Annotated in this window: 16 protein-coding genes and 1 pseudogene; 7 read left to right on the top strand and 10 right to left on the bottom strand. The window is 66.4% G+C overall.

All coding sequences use genetic code 11. From position 1 onward, the window contains the following. Window positions 1–66 precede the first annotated feature (66 nt). A complete protein-coding gene (locus QFZ46_RS13560; protein ID WP_307362354.1) occupies window positions 67–1,107 on the bottom strand; it encodes a substrate-binding domain-containing protein in 1,041 nt (346 codons plus the stop codon). Between the two features lie 195 nt (window positions 1,108–1,302). Here QFZ46_RS13560 and QFZ46_RS13555 point away from each other — a divergent pair, with 195 nt between their 5' ends. Both QFZ46_RS13555 and QFZ46_RS13550 read left to right on the top strand, forming a co-directional pair. After that, a complete protein-coding gene (locus QFZ46_RS13555; protein ID WP_307362352.1) occupies window positions 1,303–2,040 on the top strand; it encodes a DeoR/GlpR family DNA-binding transcription regulator in 738 nt (245 codons plus the stop codon). A gap of 102 nt (window positions 2,041–2,142) precedes the next feature. After that, window positions 2,143–4,224, top strand: a complete 2,082-nt coding sequence (locus QFZ46_RS13550; RefSeq protein ID WP_307362350.1) for a DUF2156 domain-containing protein — start codon at window positions 2,143–2,145, stop codon at window positions 4,222–4,224. 14 nt (window positions 4,225–4,238) lie between these two features. Here the strand turns inward: QFZ46_RS13550 and QFZ46_RS13545 are convergent, their stop codons facing one another. Then, entirely contained in the window at window positions 4,239–4,610 is a 372-nt protein-coding gene (locus tag QFZ46_RS13545) for a winged helix-turn-helix transcriptional regulator (protein WP_307362349.1), read from the bottom strand. 93 nt (window positions 4,611–4,703) lie between these two features. Between QFZ46_RS13545 and QFZ46_RS13540 the strand changes: the two genes are divergently transcribed. Beyond that, window positions 4,704–5,558, top strand: coding sequence for an SDR family oxidoreductase (locus QFZ46_RS13540; RefSeq protein ID WP_307362348.1), 855 nt, complete (start codon window positions 4,704–4,706; stop codon window positions 5,556–5,558). Window positions 5,559–5,617: 59 nt separating this feature from the next. Here the strand turns inward: QFZ46_RS13540 and rraA are convergent, their stop codons facing one another. Continuing rightward, a complete protein-coding gene (gene rraA, locus QFZ46_RS13535; RefSeq protein ID WP_307362346.1) occupies window positions 5,618–6,085 on the bottom strand; it encodes a ribonuclease E activity regulator RraA in 468 nt (155 codons plus the stop codon). On the opposite strand from rraA, the gene QFZ46_RS13530 reads away from it, so the two are divergent. The 3 genes and pseudogenes from QFZ46_RS13530 (at window position 6,072) to QFZ46_RS13520 (ending at window position 7,665) form a co-directional block, all read left to right on the top strand. Further along, window positions 6,072–6,224 carry a hypothetical protein gene (locus QFZ46_RS13530; protein WP_307362344.1) on the top strand — a complete coding sequence of 51 codons (153 nt, stop codon included), beginning with the start codon at window positions 6,072–6,074 and terminating at the stop codon, window positions 6,222–6,224. The genes rraA and QFZ46_RS13530 overlap by 14 nt on opposite strands. An 87-nt stretch (window positions 6,225–6,311) precedes the next feature. Continuing rightward, window positions 6,312–7,115: pseudogene (locus QFZ46_RS13525) on the top strand (serine/threonine-protein kinase); the annotation flags it as partial. A gap of 250 nt (window positions 7,116–7,365) precedes the next feature. After that, window positions 7,366–7,665, top strand: a complete 300-nt coding sequence (locus QFZ46_RS13520; RefSeq protein WP_307364716.1) for a hypothetical protein — start codon at window positions 7,366–7,368, stop codon at window positions 7,663–7,665. Between the two features lie 18 nt (window positions 7,666–7,683). On the opposite strand, the gene QFZ46_RS13515 is transcribed toward QFZ46_RS13520, so the two are convergent. From QFZ46_RS13515 to QFZ46_RS13495, 5 genes are all read right to left on the bottom strand, one after another. Continuing rightward, on the bottom strand, window positions 7,684–8,394 hold the full coding sequence (locus QFZ46_RS13515; protein ID WP_307362341.1) for a ThuA domain-containing protein: 711 nt from the start codon (window positions 8,392–8,394) through the stop codon (window positions 7,684–7,686). Window positions 8,395–8,458: 64 nt separating this feature from the next. Then, the gene (locus QFZ46_RS13510) at window positions 8,459–9,556 is read right to left on the bottom strand and encodes a Gfo/Idh/MocA family protein (RefSeq protein WP_307362339.1); all 1,098 of its coding nucleotides are present in this window, start codon (window positions 9,554–9,556) and stop codon (window positions 8,459–8,461) included. Between the two features lie 202 nt (window positions 9,557–9,758). After that, the gene (locus QFZ46_RS13505; protein ID WP_307362336.1) at window positions 9,759–9,932 is read right to left on the bottom strand and encodes a hypothetical protein; all 174 of its coding nucleotides are present in this window, start codon (window positions 9,930–9,932) and stop codon (window positions 9,759–9,761) included. A gap of 188 nt (window positions 9,933–10,120) precedes the next feature. After that, entirely contained in the window at window positions 10,121–11,251 is a 1,131-nt protein-coding gene (locus QFZ46_RS13500; RefSeq protein ID WP_307362334.1) for a Gfo/Idh/MocA family protein, read from the bottom strand. Continuing rightward, entirely contained in the window at window positions 11,248–12,072 is an 825-nt protein-coding gene (locus tag QFZ46_RS13495; RefSeq protein WP_307362333.1) for a sugar phosphate isomerase/epimerase family protein, read from the bottom strand. Before QFZ46_RS13495 ends, QFZ46_RS13500 begins: the two co-directional genes overlap by 4 nt. Before the next feature lie 113 nt (window positions 12,073–12,185). On the opposite strand from QFZ46_RS13495, the gene QFZ46_RS13490 reads away from it, so the two are divergent. Beyond that, window positions 12,186–12,782, top strand: coding sequence for a TetR/AcrR family transcriptional regulator (locus QFZ46_RS13490; RefSeq protein WP_307362330.1), 597 nt, complete (start codon window positions 12,186–12,188; stop codon window positions 12,780–12,782). Window positions 12,783–12,924: 142 nt separating this feature from the next. Here the strand turns inward: QFZ46_RS13490 and QFZ46_RS13485 are convergent, their stop codons facing one another. Both QFZ46_RS13485 and QFZ46_RS13480 read right to left on the bottom strand, forming a co-directional pair. Beyond that, window positions 12,925–13,683, bottom strand: a complete 759-nt coding sequence (locus QFZ46_RS13485) for an SDR family oxidoreductase (RefSeq protein WP_307362327.1) — start codon at window positions 13,681–13,683, stop codon at window positions 12,925–12,927. Continuing rightward, on the bottom strand, window positions 13,680–14,702 hold the full coding sequence (locus tag QFZ46_RS13480; protein ID WP_307362325.1) for a zinc-dependent alcohol dehydrogenase: 1,023 nt from the start codon (window positions 14,700–14,702) through the stop codon (window positions 13,680–13,682). Before QFZ46_RS13480 ends, QFZ46_RS13485 begins: the two co-directional genes overlap by 4 nt. Between the last annotated feature and the right edge of the window lie 137 nt (window positions 14,703–14,839).

The following is a 14,839-nucleotide window of genomic DNA, read 5'->3' as shown; positions in this document are numbered from 1 at the left end:
CCTTCGTGGCGCTGCGCGGGAGCGTGCAGTCAGCACACCCCCGCGCAGTGATCGGGATCCTCCGGATCAGAAGTCGTACTCGTCCACGTTGGACGAGTCGACAGCCAGGCCGGCATCGCCGGCGAACACGTTGTCATAGCCTTCGAGCTTGACGAGCGACTCGTATCCGGGAACGCCGAGGTCAGTGCCTTCCTCGATGGTCCCGCCCTCGACGAGGATCTGAGCGATCGCCAGCTGCGCCTTTCCAGCCATGGCCGGATCCCAGAAGAAGATCTTGTCGATCGCACCGGATTCGAAGTAGCTGCTGGCCACTGACGGAATCGAAGTTCCCATGACGCAGACGCTGTCGGCCTTGCCGGCTTCTTCGACAGCGCGGGCGATGCCGACGACGTCAGTGCCGGCCGAGCCCTGGAAGCCCTTGATGTCCGGGTACTTGGCGAGCAGCTCCTTGGCCTTGTTGTAGGCGACCTCCTCGTTCTCCTCGGACTCGATGGGGTCCTCGAGACGCTTCATGTCGGCGAAGTTGGTCGTCTGGTTCTCCAGCGCGCCGTCGACCCACTCACTGTGCGAACCGTTGGTCAAGCGGCCGACGAACTGCACGTAGCCGCCTTCCTCGGACATGCACTCGGCGAGGTTGTCCATGATCTGGGCGCCATAGGCACGGTTCTCGAAGCCCTCGATGTCGATGTCGACGTTCTCGATCCCGGCAGCCTCATGCGCGACGACGACGATGCCGGCCTCCTTGGCGTCCGCCAGCACGCTGGCAACGCCTGCGACGTCGTTGGGGACGACCGTGATGGCAGCCGGCTCCTGAGCGATCAGGTTCTGGATGATGTCGACCTGACCTTCGTTGGTCGCCTCGGCCGGGCCCTCCTGACGAGCATCGACACCGGTCTCCTCGGCCCACTCGTCGACGCCGACCTCCATGCGGTCGAACCACCCGATGCCCGTGGCCTTGACCACAGTGACGTACGCGCCTTCGGCCGCGGTGCCACCATCAGAGGTTCCTCCGTCGCCCGAATCGGTGCCAGCGGTGGTTCCGCAACCTGCGAGCGCCAATACAGCGGCTCCCGCGAGTAGGGCGAATGCAGGACGATTGCGCTTCATGCTCACTCCTTCGTGACGGCTCGGGTCTGTGTGGTGCAAGGTTCCGAGCTCTCGGGTTTTTCTTGAACTTAGCGCGGCCCCGCGCACGCGTCAATCGATATCGCGCAATTCGTGCGCGATATCGCGCATGAGTACTGGCACAAGCGCGCAGTACGCGCGCTAGACTCGTGCGAAAGGCAGGGAGAGGACCTCGCAATGTCGCGTCAGGCTCGGATCGTGGAATTACTGGTCGAGCAGGGTTTCCAATCGGTCACCACGATGTCCGACGCATTCGGCGTCACTAGCTCAACGATCCGTCGAGACCTTCAGATCCTTGAGGATCGTGATCTGGTCCAGCGCACGCACGGCGGCGCTGTGCCGGTCCGCCAGACCGTGACGCCCAACGATCTGAAGGGCACACTGCACCGACGCGAGAAGGTCGCGATAGGAAAGGCCATGGCCGACCGCATCCTCGACGGTCAGACGGTGTTGCTCGACAGCGGGACCACGACGCTGGAGGTGGCGAAGAACCTGTCCAGTGCTCGCAACACCATCGTCACGAACGACCTGAAGATCGGCATGGTCATCGCCGAACGCCAGAGCGCTCATCTGATATTCATCGGCGGAGAACTGCTCCCGACGGATATTTCGATGTGGGGACCGACCTCGGTGCAGCAGGTGCAGAATCTACGCGTCAACGTCGCGATCTTCGGATCCGACACGGTCATGGAGGACGGGCTTTACAACACGTCCAGTTACGAGATCGAGCTGAAGCGAGCGATGCTGTCGATCGCCTCCGAAGCGTTCTTCGTCGCCGACAGCTCGAAGTTCGGACGCGAGGGAGTGTTCAAGTGCTTCGACCTCGAGCCGTTCACCGCCGGCATCACTGATTCGCGCCTTGACCCCATGCGTGCAGCCCACTTTCCGCTGCCACTGATCCGCGCCGAGATCTAGTTCGCACCCAGCAACGCTCTCGCTCTCCGCGACCCGATCCGGCATCCGCTGTTCTTGCCTCGACCGTTGCCCCGGGCCGTGGGACGTCGATACGTTTGCAGCATGAGCAACGCCGAGGCACCGACGAAATCTCCCGCGATCCTCGGCCTCGCCCGTCGGATTCCGGCGACTCTCATCTTCGTGGCGGTGATCCTCATCGTCGGCGTCGCCGGTCAGGGACTCTGGCGGCCGCTCGCCGGCACTCCCCTGTTCGACGCGGTGGCCTACGGGCTGCCTGCCCTCGAGCAGGGCAGGTGGTGGACGCCGATCACCGGCACATTCTTCGTGATCCAGCCGTGGGTGTACATCCCCACCATCCTCGGATTCTGGGGCATGGCGTACCTCGAGCATCGCCGCGGCTGGCGGGTCGCGCTGCTGTACTACTGGTTCGGCCAGCTGTTCGCGATCCTCGGATCAGCGCTGCTGCTCGCCGGCGGACGCGCGCTGCCGTGGCCGTGGGCGCAGCAGCTCGCCCAGACGCTCGACGTCGGTGCCTCAGGCGGCACCATGGCCTGCATCGCTGCAGCGATCGGGCTGTTCGCCGCACCATGGCGGCAGCGGGCGTGGTTCGTCGTGCTCGGGTTCGCGGCGATCAGCCTGCTGTACCTCGGAAGCCTCGCCGACTTGGAACACGCGCTGGCCATCCTTCTCGTGTTGTCCGTCGACCGGTCGTTGCGGGTGCAGCGCACGACAGTCCACGAACAGCGGATGCTCGCCGTGAGCATCGTCGTCGCACTCGGCGTCATCCAGCTGATCGTGATGCTCGTCCCGACCAACGGCCCCTTCGGGGAGACCGATCTCTGGCTCGAGACGGCGCTGCCGGACGTGCTGTTCGACACCGCAGTGATCCTCCTGATCGCGATGGGTCTGTGGCGCGGACGCCGCTGGGCCTGGATCATCGCGATCATCCTCGCCGCGATCAACATCCTGATCGGAGCCTTCGCGATCCTGGCGCGCGTGCTGCTGCTGTTGGTCGACGACGGCTCGGTGCAATCGATGCAGGGAGACCTGGATGTCACGGTCTCCGCCGGGTTCCTCTGGTTCGCCTATCTCATCTTCCTCATCGTCACTCGCGCCGCGTTCCGCGTATGGCGGCGCGCCCGCAGCCTCGGCGGAGCCCCGGTGAGCGTCGACGAGGTCAAGCAGATCATCCGGCAGGACGGCGGCGGCACGCTGTCGTGGATGACCACGTGGGACAACATGGAGTACCTGCGCACGTCGTCGGGCGGGATCGTGCCGTTCCAGTTGCGCTCCGGAGCGGCCATCGCGCTCGCCGACCCGCTCGGCCCGCCAGAAGGGCATGCGGATTCGGTGCGGGAGTTCATCGCCGCGGCCGAGGAGCACGCCGTCACACCCTGCTTCTTCAGCGCATCCGAACGCACGCGCGAGCAGCTTCCCGAAGGCTGGCAGGCGCTCACCGTCGCGGATGACACGATCATCGACCTCGCGGGGCTCACCTTCCAGGGCAAGGCGTGGGCCCGCGTGCGCCAGTCATTCAGCCGAGCCGAGCGCGAGGAGATGACGTTCCGTCTGACCACGCTCGCCGAGGTGAGCTGGGGCACCAGGCAGCAGCTCAGGGCGATCTCGGAATCATGGGTCGGCGACAAGGGCCTTCCCGAGATGCGCTTCACGCTCGGCACGCTGCACGAAGCCGAGGATCCTGAGGTACGCCTGGCCCTGGCGATCTCGCCCGAGGGCGACGTCGACGGCCTGCTCAGCTGGCTCCCCGTCTACGGTGCGGGCGGACGGATCACCGGGTGGACGCTCGACCTCATGCGACGGCGCGACGGCGGCTTCGGCGCGGTGATGGAGTTCCTGATCGGGTCGTCTGCGAAGGCGTTCTCGGAGGAGGGCGCGGAGATCCTGTCATTGTCGGGCGCACCGCTCGCGCACGAGTCACCGGTGGACGAGGGCGCGATCGCATCACTGCTGTCGAGGATGGGCGGGATGCTGGAGCCGGTGTACGGATTCCGCTCGCTGCACCAGTTCAAGAAGAAGTTCAATCCTCGCTACGAGCCGATCTACCTGCTCTACCGCGACGAAGGCGACCTCGCACGAATCGGCAGCGGCCTGACCAGGGCGTTCCTGCCGGATGCGACGCTGCGTCAGCTGACCGCGGCCGGCGTCGATCTGATCCGCAGTTGACCCGCCGGGCCTGCTCAGGCGCCTTCGCGGCCCAGCATCCCGTCTGAGTTGTCGGCGACCCAGGCGACCAGCGGGAGCATGCGCTCCATGAGATCGACTCCGAGCGGAGTCAGGCTGTACTCGACGTGCGGCGGCACCGAAGGGAACGACTCGCGGTGCACGAGCCCGTCGGCGGCGAGCGTGCGCAGGGTCGAGGCGAGCATCTTCTCGCTGATGCCGTCGACCTCGCGCCGCAGCTCTCCCCAGCGGCGGGTGCCGTCGGACAGGCTGGACAGCACGAGCACTCCCCATTTGCTCATGATGTGGTCGAGAACCACTCGCGTGCTGCAGCCGTCTTCGAAGACGTTCGGAATGGATTCCTTTATCTGCGCAAAACTGACGTTCATGTGGGTACCTTACTTCAAAGTGGGTACCCTCTGATCGGAATGCTGTGGATCGTGACCGGTTGTCATCGAGGACCGTTCATCGAAAGGAACCTCATGACCATTCTCATCACCGGTGCCACCGGACAGCTCGGCCGCCTCACCATCGACAGCCTCCTCACGCGCGGCGCCGACCCGCAGACGCTCGTCGCCGGCGCACGCGACCTGTCGAAGGCTGCGGATCTCGCCGAGCGCGGCATCCGCGTCGTGACGTTGGACTACGACGATGCAGAATCCGTCAGCGCCGCGCTCGACGGCGTCGACTCCGTGCTCCTCGTCTCGGGCTCCGAGGTCGGCAAGCGCACCGCGCAGCACAAGGCCGTCATCGACGCGGCGAAGGCCGCCGGCGTCACCAAACTCGTCTACACGAGCGCACCCAAAGCGACGACGAGCGACCTCGTTCTCGCCCCGGAGCACAAGGCGACCGAGGAACTGATCGCCGACTCCGGCGTCCCCGCCGTCATCCTGCGCAACAACTGGTACACAGAGAACTACGCCGGCAACGTGGCGCAGGCTGCGACATCGGGCGTGCTCGCCGCGAGTGTCGGAGACGGCAGAGTCGCATCGGCGAGTCGACGCGACTACGCGGATGCGGCGGCCGTCGTACTCCTCGAAGAGGGCCACATCGGCGAGGTGTACGAGCTCGCCGGCGACGTCGCCTGGAACTTCGACGAGCTCGCCGCCACGATCGCCGAGGTCGTCGGGCGCCCGGTCGAGTACCAGGCGCTGTCGTCCGAAGAGCACGCCGCGACACTCGCCGCTGCGGGGCTGGATGAGGGCACCATCGGCTTCGTGACGGCTCTGGATGCGGGCATCCGCGGCGGTGCGCTCGCCGACACGGACGGCACCCTCGCTCGTCTCATCGGACGCCCGACGACACCGCTCGTAGAGGGTCTGCGCGCCGCGGCCTGAACCTCGGTCCCCCGGGCCGGGGCCGGTCGCCCGGGCCCGGGCCGGTGAGGTGGGGGCGCTCAGCGCTCGACGAGGATGCCGTCCGCATCGCTGTGGAGATGCGCACCGACGTGGAAGACCACTCCCCCGAACGACACGTCGACGTCGACCTCGCCGGCGCCGAGCTTGGCGCTCTTACGGGGGTTCGTGCCGAGCGCCTTCACCCCGAGATCCAGACCGTTGATCGCGACGCTGTCGCGGATCGCTCCGTTGATGACGACACCGGCCCAGCCGTTCGCGACGGCGGACTCGGCGATCATGTCGCCCATCAACGCGGTCTGCAGCGAACCACCGCCATCGACGACCAGCACCGCACCATCGCCCGGAGTCGCGAGTATCGTCTTCACGAGCGCGTTGTCCTCGACGCAACGGATCGTGCGGATGGGGCCGTCGAAAGCGGTTCGCCTGCCGAAGCTGAGGAACTGGACCGGGAGGGACTGGAGTTCGTCTCCGAACTCGTCGTAGAGATCAGCCGTGGCTTTGGTCATGGCGTCATTGTGGCATGGCGATGCTCTTCGATTGAACCCGATGCTCGCGGGTGCGGCCGTGACGCGGTCGCACGGGCTCGTCGTCGGCAACAGCCTGCGACTGCGGGCGTTCCGGCTCACGTCGAAGCACGTCCGATGAGCCGTGTCAAGGCAGAAGACGACGCGGCGCGGACTTCCTAGAGTCGGCGGAAGTGCGGTACCCGAGCCGCGCGACATGGAGTGAGCCATGGATGCGATAGATGAGCATGCGACCGAGATTCTGCTCGACGGACGTTACCGTCTGGGACCCTGCCTCGGTCGGGGCGGGATGGCCGCGGTGTACCGCGCCGAGGACACGCTTCTCGGACGCACTGTGGCCATCAAGCTGCTCGGCGAGGCGGATGAGGGAACATCAGCCGACGAACGGGTGCACAGCGAGACCACGGTCCTCGCATCGCTGAACCACCCTTCGCTCGTCACGCTCTATGACGCGAGACTGGATCCTGGGCACGCTCGATACCTGGCGATCGAGTACGTCGACGGGCCGACGCTCGCGTCGCGCCTCTCTGATGGGCCGCTGTCTGATTCGGAGGCCGCTTCGCTCGCCGGAGATCTGTCGGAGGCATTGCAGGTCGTCCATGAGTCCGACATCATCCACCGCGATCTGAAACCGTCGAACGTGATGCTGGCGCGGGATCCGCGACACGGACCGGGCTGGACGGCGAAGCTCATGGACTTCGGCATCGCGTACAGCCTCGCGGATCCGCGGGTGACTTCACCGGGCATCGTCGTGGGTACGGCCGCCTACATGGCACCAGAACAGGTCAGAGGGGCAGAGCTCACACCCGCGGTGGACATCTACTCGCTCGGGCTGGTCCTGATCGAAGCGCTGACCGGTGAGCCCGCATTCCCGGTGATGGGGAAGGTGCAGACGGCGCTTCGCCGGCTTGAGGAGACTCCCACCGTGCCGGATTCGCTCGGCCCGCGGTGGGTGGCGCTTCTCACCCGGATGACCCGCGTCGATCCCGAGCTCCGCCCCTCCGCGCGGGAGGTGGCGCAGGCGGCGGCCTTCCTGAGCGATGACCCGTCGCCTCTGGGACTGCGCACGGTGCCGCCCACGATCCCGTCGACTCTCTTGCCGATCACGACCGTGGCGCCAGTCACCGGTCCCACGGGAGGAGATCGTCGGGCCGCTCACCGACCCCCGACGCCACGACGTTCACATGGCCCGGGGCCGCAGCGCACTCCCCACGGCCCGGCGCCGCGCCAGTCGCAGGTCGCGCGCGGGAGCGATCACCACGATGTCCGCCGTCGCGGCGGCGATGATCGCCTTCTCAGGGTTCTGGGCGTTCTCCCTTCCGGACGAATCACCCGAGCGGATCGCTTCTCGAATGTCGGCGGACGACGTTTTCACATCCCCCGCCCCCGCGACCGATCAGCCGCCAGCGCAGGATCAGCCCGATACCGATTCCGACACCACGGACGCGCCCGCGAACGAGGTCACCGAGGGCGAGGGGGAGGAAGACGCGAATCCGAACAAGGGTCCGGGGAACAACTCGGGCGACCGGAAGGATCAGGACGACGACAAGAAGGGGAAGTGACCCGATCGGTGCTGAACCTCAGCGCGCCGTCGTCGTTCTGCTGGCCCAGAGCATCCCGCGTTCGACGATCGTGCGCACGTTGGCGTCCTCGAGCACATCCACGCTGTGGCCCGGTGTGGCCACGAAGATCCGGCCCGCGCCCCACTGCCGCGTCCAGACCGCCGGTGACGTGATCGGACGATGCCACGGATGGTACGGCTGAACAGGGTGCGTCGTCGTCGCGAGAACGTCGATGAGGTCATCGTGCAGCACCCAGTACTGCTCGGTCGTCAGTTCGAAATCTGCGATGCCCGCCGTGATCTCGTGCGTGCGCCCGAGATCGGTCATCTCGACCGTGTACGACAGGTAGTTGTCGGTCTCATCGCCAGGGCGCTCTGCCGGCGGCCTGCCGGGATGGGTGGCGAACTGCCCGCCGATGAGGTGCAGGTAGTTCGAGTTGGCGCGGTACGAATCGGCGATGCCGCCGTGCCACCCGGCCAGGCCTGTTCCCGCTTCGACGGCGGAGCGAAGCCCGGCGAACGCATCCTTCGAGATCTCCGACATCGTCACGGACTGGACGATAAGGTCGATGCTCCCCATCGTGTCGGCATCCGCATAGACCTCGTTCGACTCCTCGATGCGCACCTCGAATCCCGACTTCTCCAGGAACGGGATGAACAGCTCCGTCGTCTCAACGGGGTGATGGCCCTCCCATCCGCCACGGACGACAAGCGCACGTCGATCGGTCATGAGGTCATTCCTTTCACTGCCGAGAATCGGCTGTCAGAGCGGGCGGTCTCCACCACGGTCAGGGCTACCATCGGTCGGGGGATGACCCCGCGGGCACGGATTCCGGCCGCTCGGTCGTGCTCGTCAGCTCCACGACCCGACGCTCGCGTCCGGCGACGAGCACGGCCTCCATGATCTCCAGTACATGGAAGGCGAGCTGCCCGGAAGCCCGATGCGGCCGCCCGGTCTCGATCGCCCTGGCCATGTCGGCGAGCCCGACGCCTCGCCCGGCGTCGGCGTAGCCACCGGAGACCGGAGCCACCGTCCACTCCGGAGCCTCGGCGGTCCACACTTCAGTCGGGTCGGAGAATCTGTTCGGATCCGCCACTGAGATCGTGCCGGCGGTCCCGTAGATCTCGATCTTGGGAGCCCTCGACTGCCAGACATCGAAGCTCACCGTGATCGTCGAGCTGACGCCGCTCTCGTGGAAGAGGATCGCGGAGACGTGAGTGTCGATCGACACGTCGAGCGGAGTGCCCTGCAGCGGTCCGGTGCCGACGGAGCGGCTGCGATCTGAAGTGCTCACTGACCCCGCCACCGAGATCACCGGCCCGAACATTGTGACGAGCGTCGTCAGATAGTACGGTCCCATGTCGAAAAGCGGTCCCCCGCCCGGCTGGTAATAGAACTGCGGCGACGGATGCCATGACTCGTGTCCTGGCGATGTCCACTGGGCGGCCGCACCGACCGGGGTGCCGATCTTCCCGTCATCGAGCAGGTTCCGTGCCGTCTGCACGCCGGTTCCGAGGACGGTGTCGGGTGCGGATCCGACCCGTAGACCCGCGGCGTCCGCAGCCTGCAGCAGTTGCGCCGCCTCCTTGATACCGAGACCGAGGGGCTTCTCGGCGAACACGTGCTTGCCTGCGGCGATCGCACGCAGACCGACCTCCACGTGCGCGGCGGGGATCGTCAGATTCAGTACGGCATCGATCCTGTCGTCCGTGAGCAGAGCGTCGACACTCAGCTGCTCCACGCCCTGTTCGCGCGCGACTTCACCCGCGCGCGCGGCGTTGAGGTCCGCAACCGCGACGAGCACCAGGTTCGACAGCTTCGGCAACTCTGCGAAATACTGCTCTGCGATCTTGCCGACGCCGATGACGCCGATCCTCATCGGATTGGGCATGGATGTTCCTTCGGATCGGCGCGCGACGGCCGTCCTTCAGTTCGCGGCGCGGCTGATGCCGTCGCGAACGACGAGCGACGTCGCAAGATTCAGTGGACGCCCTGCAGGTTGTCGATGCACCGATTTGTTGTCGGCTCCGACATTGCTGGGCGAGACCAATGTACCGAACTTCGAACGGTGAGGTCCATCCGGGAATCTCCTGTCACGGCAGATCGGACAGATCGACATCCTCGTCGTCGTCATCGTCATCGTCATCGTCGTCGTCATCAGCGGCGCGGTCGCTGTCCGGACCGAGATCGGGGTCGACGTCTTGGCCTGGGAGGACGCCGTCCTCGTCGGGCAGGGCGCCTTCTTCATCGGGGAGCGAGTTGGACATGGCTTTCTCCATTCTGGTCGGAATCAGTTCCGCACCAGACTCGCGCTGCCCGACGGTTTCGGCAGCCCCATTGACATGCGCCGCGCGTCGTGACCGCACACGAGGAAGGTTGAAAGGAGGAAAGTGCCGGTCATCGTGCTGCGTGACCGACACTTTCCTCCTTTCAACGCCCGCAGAGGGAGCGATCCCTATCCCAGCGTCACCGCGAACGGATCGAAGTCGACCGGCATCGCCGGCACTTCGCCGACAGTGCTCTCGATCTCGAGGTACTGGCCGGTGGCCGCGGAAGCCTCCGCCGACAGCAGCACGTCGAGGACGTGATAGCCGAGCTCGCCCGTCGCGATGTGCGGACGCTCGGCAGCGATGGCGCGCGCCATGTCGAGCACGCCGAGGCCTCGCCCGACGACGGTGCCCTGCTGCTCGATGTCGGTCCACTCCTGCACCGTCGACATGCCGTCGCGCAGCACTCCGAGCGGCTTGACGTACGCGGTCCGGCCCGAGAAGGTGTTCGGGTCGGGCATGACGAGCGTGCCCTCGCTGCCGTGGATCTCGATCACGCCGTGGCGCTCGAGTGCCGAATCGAAGCTCAGCAGATGCGTGCCCTGCTGGCCGCCTTCGAAGGTGGAGAGCACCTGAACGGTCGACGGCACCTCGACGGGGAAGCTCTCCCCCGCGCGTGGTCCGGTGTGGATCTGCCGTTCGGTGCGCCACCGTGAACCGCGCGCAGCGACGCCGGCGATCGGGCCGAGCAGACTGACCAGGGCCGAGAAGTAGTACGGCCCCATATCGAGGAGCGGGCCCGCCCCTGCGGCGAACAGGAACGCCGGTTCCGGATGCCACAGGTCGGGGCCCTGCGTCTGGAACGCGGTGTTCACGAACTGCGGAGTCCCGATGATGCCCTCGGCGATCGCACGCTTGGCGGTCTGGAAGCCCGGCCCGAGGATCGTGTCCGGCGCCGACCCGATGCGCACGCCCGCGGCATCGGCGGCGCGCAGCAGCTCACGCGTGCTCTCACGGTCGAGCCCGAGGGGCTTCTCCGTCCACACGTGCTTGCCCGCGGCGACCGCGCGCGAGGAGATCTCGATGTGCGTGGCGGGGATGGTGAGGTTCACGACGAGCTCGACGTCGGGGTTCGAGAGCACGGCATCCGCGTCTCCCCACGTCGGCACGCCATGCTCCTCCGCCTTCGCGCGTGCACGCTCCGGCATCAGGTCGCCGACCGCGACGACGCGCACGTCGGGGAACGAGGTGAGGTTCTCGAGGTAAGTCTGGCTGATGACGCCCGTGCCGATGATGCCGACGCCCAGAGGAGCACTCATGCGACGAATCCGCCTTCACGCAGGAAGGTGAAACCGGCGGCGATGTCTTCGAAGACGTCGCCGGGCGCGTGGTCGTACTCGATGACGGCGAACTTGATGTTCTCGTTCGCACGCAGGGCGTCGGCGAGGGGCACGTCGCCCGTTCCCGGATGCCGCTGGTCGAGGCTGTCCGACGAGAACTTGGCGCCTTCCGGGCCCCACGGGTTCACCGCAGGGATGATGCCGTCCTTCACGTGGACCGCGTTCAGGCGGCTGCCGAGTTTTGCGGCCAGTGCCGTCACATCCTGCCCGCCGGTCTGCGCCCAGAAGAGGTCGAGTTCGATCTGGACCCGCTCATCCGTGAGTTCGACGAAGCGCTCATATGCGGTCTGGCCGCCGAACGAGGCGACGAACTCCTGCGCGTGGTTGTGGTACCCGACCGACAGACCGAAGGTCGCTGCGACCTCTGCGGCGTGGTTGAGCCGTTCGGCGATGTCGGCGACGCCGTCTTCCGTGACCCACCGCTCCGGTGCGACGAACGGGTCGAAAACGGTCGTCATCCCGATGGTGGCGGCGGCTTCGAAGACGATCTCCGGCTTGGGCGTCGGGATGGAACCGTCCGGCGTCCACAGCTCGTCAGAGAGCAGCGGCGCGTGTCCGGTCGAGGCGACGATGCCGGTCGCGTCGAAGGCCGCGCGGATCTCCGCAGGACGCCCGACGAAGTCGTACGCCTCCACCGTCGTGAAGCCGATCGCGGCGAGTCGTTCGAGTGAGCCGTGCATGTCGGTCGAGAACTCGCTGGCAAGCGAATACAGCTGCACTGAGGCGAGAGGCAGAGCCATGATTCTTCCTTTTGTACGTCGTTGTGAGGATGCCGCGTTGGCGGTGCGATGAGATTATCACAAAACCTCCACGTGGAGGTTAATTTCTTCGAGTCTCGGATATGTTGTGACGTATGGACTCAGAGCCGGTGATCGGACGGCGCGGTGCGCATGCCAAGGGCGTCGCTCGGCGGCAGGAGATCTTGGATCGCGCCATCGAGGTGTTCCGCGAGCGCGGTGCCGACGGCACCTCTCTGCGACGGATCGCCGAGGCCATCGGAGTGTCGCACGCGGCGTTGCTGCACTACTTCGATTCGCGGGAACAGCTGCTCGTCGCGGTCTATGCGCACGCCGAGGCACAGCGTGCGGCGGGCAACACGTCACCAGTCACCCCCGGGGTCGATTCGATGGTGGTTGCCGCCGTCCAGAACGTCGAGGTCCCCGGTCTCGTTCAGCTCTACTCGACGCTCGTCGCGGCAGCCCTCGAGAGCGGCAGCGAGGTGGCTCGGGAGTACTTCTCCACCCGATTCGAGCGCCTGCGCGCTGAACTGACGACGAGTTTTCGCGAGCAGCAGGCATCCGGCGCGATCCGCGACGACGTGCCCGCTGAGCACCTCGCCGCGCTCGTCATCGCCGCATCAGACGGACTGCAGATCCAGTGGCTGCTGGAATCGTCGGTCGAGTTGGAGGCAACGCTGAGGTCGATAGCAACGCTTTTACAGCCGCTGTGAAGCGGCGGAGCCGCGCCCGGATGACTTGAGCTACGCACGCTTCCGCGAGTCCTCACGGCCGTCGCCCAACAGCGGCTGCATGCCATCCTCGCGTTCCTTGCCTCGCCGACACTCACTCAGCCCGAGGGGCTAGTCGGTCATATCAACGCCCGAGCCATCCGCCGTCGACGGGCAGGGTCACTCCCGAGACATAGGCGGACGCCGGTGCGGCGAGGAACACTGCGGCTCCGCCGATGTCCGATGCCGCACCCCACCGCCCCGCGGGGATGCGATCGAGGATCGCTCGCGAGCGCGCCGGGTCGTCTTGCAACGCGCGAGTGTTGTCGGTCGCGATATAGCCCGGGGCGATCGCGTTGACGGTGACGCCTCGAGCCGCCCACTCGTTCGACAGTGCTTTCGTGAGGCCTGCGATCGCTGACTTCGCCGCCGCGTAGCCCGGCACGTTGATGCCACCCTGGAACGCGAGCAGGGAGGCCGTGAAGATGATCCTGCCCCGCCGGCGATCGAGCATGCCCTGCGCGAGGGCCTGGGTGAAGGCGAACTGACTCGACAGGTCGACCTGGATGACCTCGTCCCACCATTCGCTCGGATGCTCGGCAGCAGGAGCACGGCGGATCGTGCCCGCGTTGTTGACGAGGATGTCCACGGGCCGGTCCCGGAGTTCGGCACCGAGCGCCGCGACCGCCGCAGGGTCAGCGAAGTCGCAGGCGAATGCCTCGAACGCTCGTCCGCGAGCGGCCACGGCGTCCCCCACCGAGCTTCGCGCCGGATCGATGGACGCGCTCACGGCGATGATGTCCGCCCCCGCTTCGGCAAGGGATTCGGCGATCGCGTAGCCGATGCCGCGCGAAGCGCCCGTGACGACGGCGAGACGTCCCGTGAGGTCGAACGCCCCGGTCACTCGCCTGCTCCGACGTCGACGAGGATCTTGAGCGCATTCCCCTGCTCAAGATCGTCGAAGGCGGACTGGACCTGCGAGAGAGGGACGACCTTCGTGATCAGCAGCTGTGTCGGGATCACTCCGTCCGCGAGAAGCTCGACCGCCGTGTCGAAGTCGCGTCGCTCGTAGACGCGGGCACCGAGCAGACGCAGTTCACGCCAGAACACCCGCTGCAGGTCGATCGGGCGCGGAGTCGGATGGATCGCGACGACCACGATCGTGCCGCGGACTTTGGCCAGCGACGTCGCCCCCAGCACGGCGGCGGCCGCACCGGAGACCTCGAAGACGACATCCGCCCCCGCACCCCCGGTCCACCGATCCACCCAGGCGTTCTGATTCGTCACACGCGGATCGAGCGTCTCGAAGCCCAGCGCGGCGATCTGCGCGCGCCGAGCCGACACGAGTTCGATCACCGCGACGTCGGCGCCGAGGTGGCGGGCGACGCTCGCGATGAGCAGTCCGATCGGCCCGCCGCCGATCACGACGACCTTGTCGCCGGGACGGAGCTCAGAACGGCGCACGTCGTGCACGGCGACCGCAGTCGGCTCGGCGAGGGCCGCGATATCCAGGGGCATGTCATCCGGCAGACGGATCAGCCACTCGGCTCGGACGTTCCACTGCTGCTGCAAAGAGCCGGGAGAATCGATTCCGACGAATTCGAGATTCTGACAGATGTGCCGGTGTCCGGCAAGGCACGCGGGGCAGCTGCCGTCCCATTGCAGAGGCATGACCGTGATCCGGTCGCCGACCGACCATCCGTCGACGTCCGCCCCGATCCTCTCGACGGTGCCGCTCATCTCGTGCCCGAAGACCAGAGGCGTCGTCACCCGCCCGTCCATGGATCCGTGGATGATGTGCATATCAGTGCCGCAGAGGCCCGTGAACGCAACGGCGACCTGCACCTCTCCGGCGGCGGGGGCGCCGATCGACTCCTCTGCAACCTCGACACGACCTGATCCGATGTACGACACGCTACGCATAGCAACTCCTGCAACATTGAAAGATTCGATGAATTCATCATATCGCGAAGAGGAAATCACGAGAGTGTCCCTTCTTCCAAGAATTCATTGGATGACTTCCTGTAGGGTGGGATCACGCAATCGTGCAATGTCCGCAA

The sequence above is a fragment of the Microbacterium murale genome, from assembly GCF_030815955.1.
GTDB classification, from domain to species: domain Bacteria; phylum Actinomycetota; class Actinomycetes; order Actinomycetales; family Microbacteriaceae; genus Microbacterium; species Microbacterium murale_A.
Note: the sequence above shows the minus strand (reverse complement) of the source record. Positions and strands in the feature narration are given on the sequence as shown.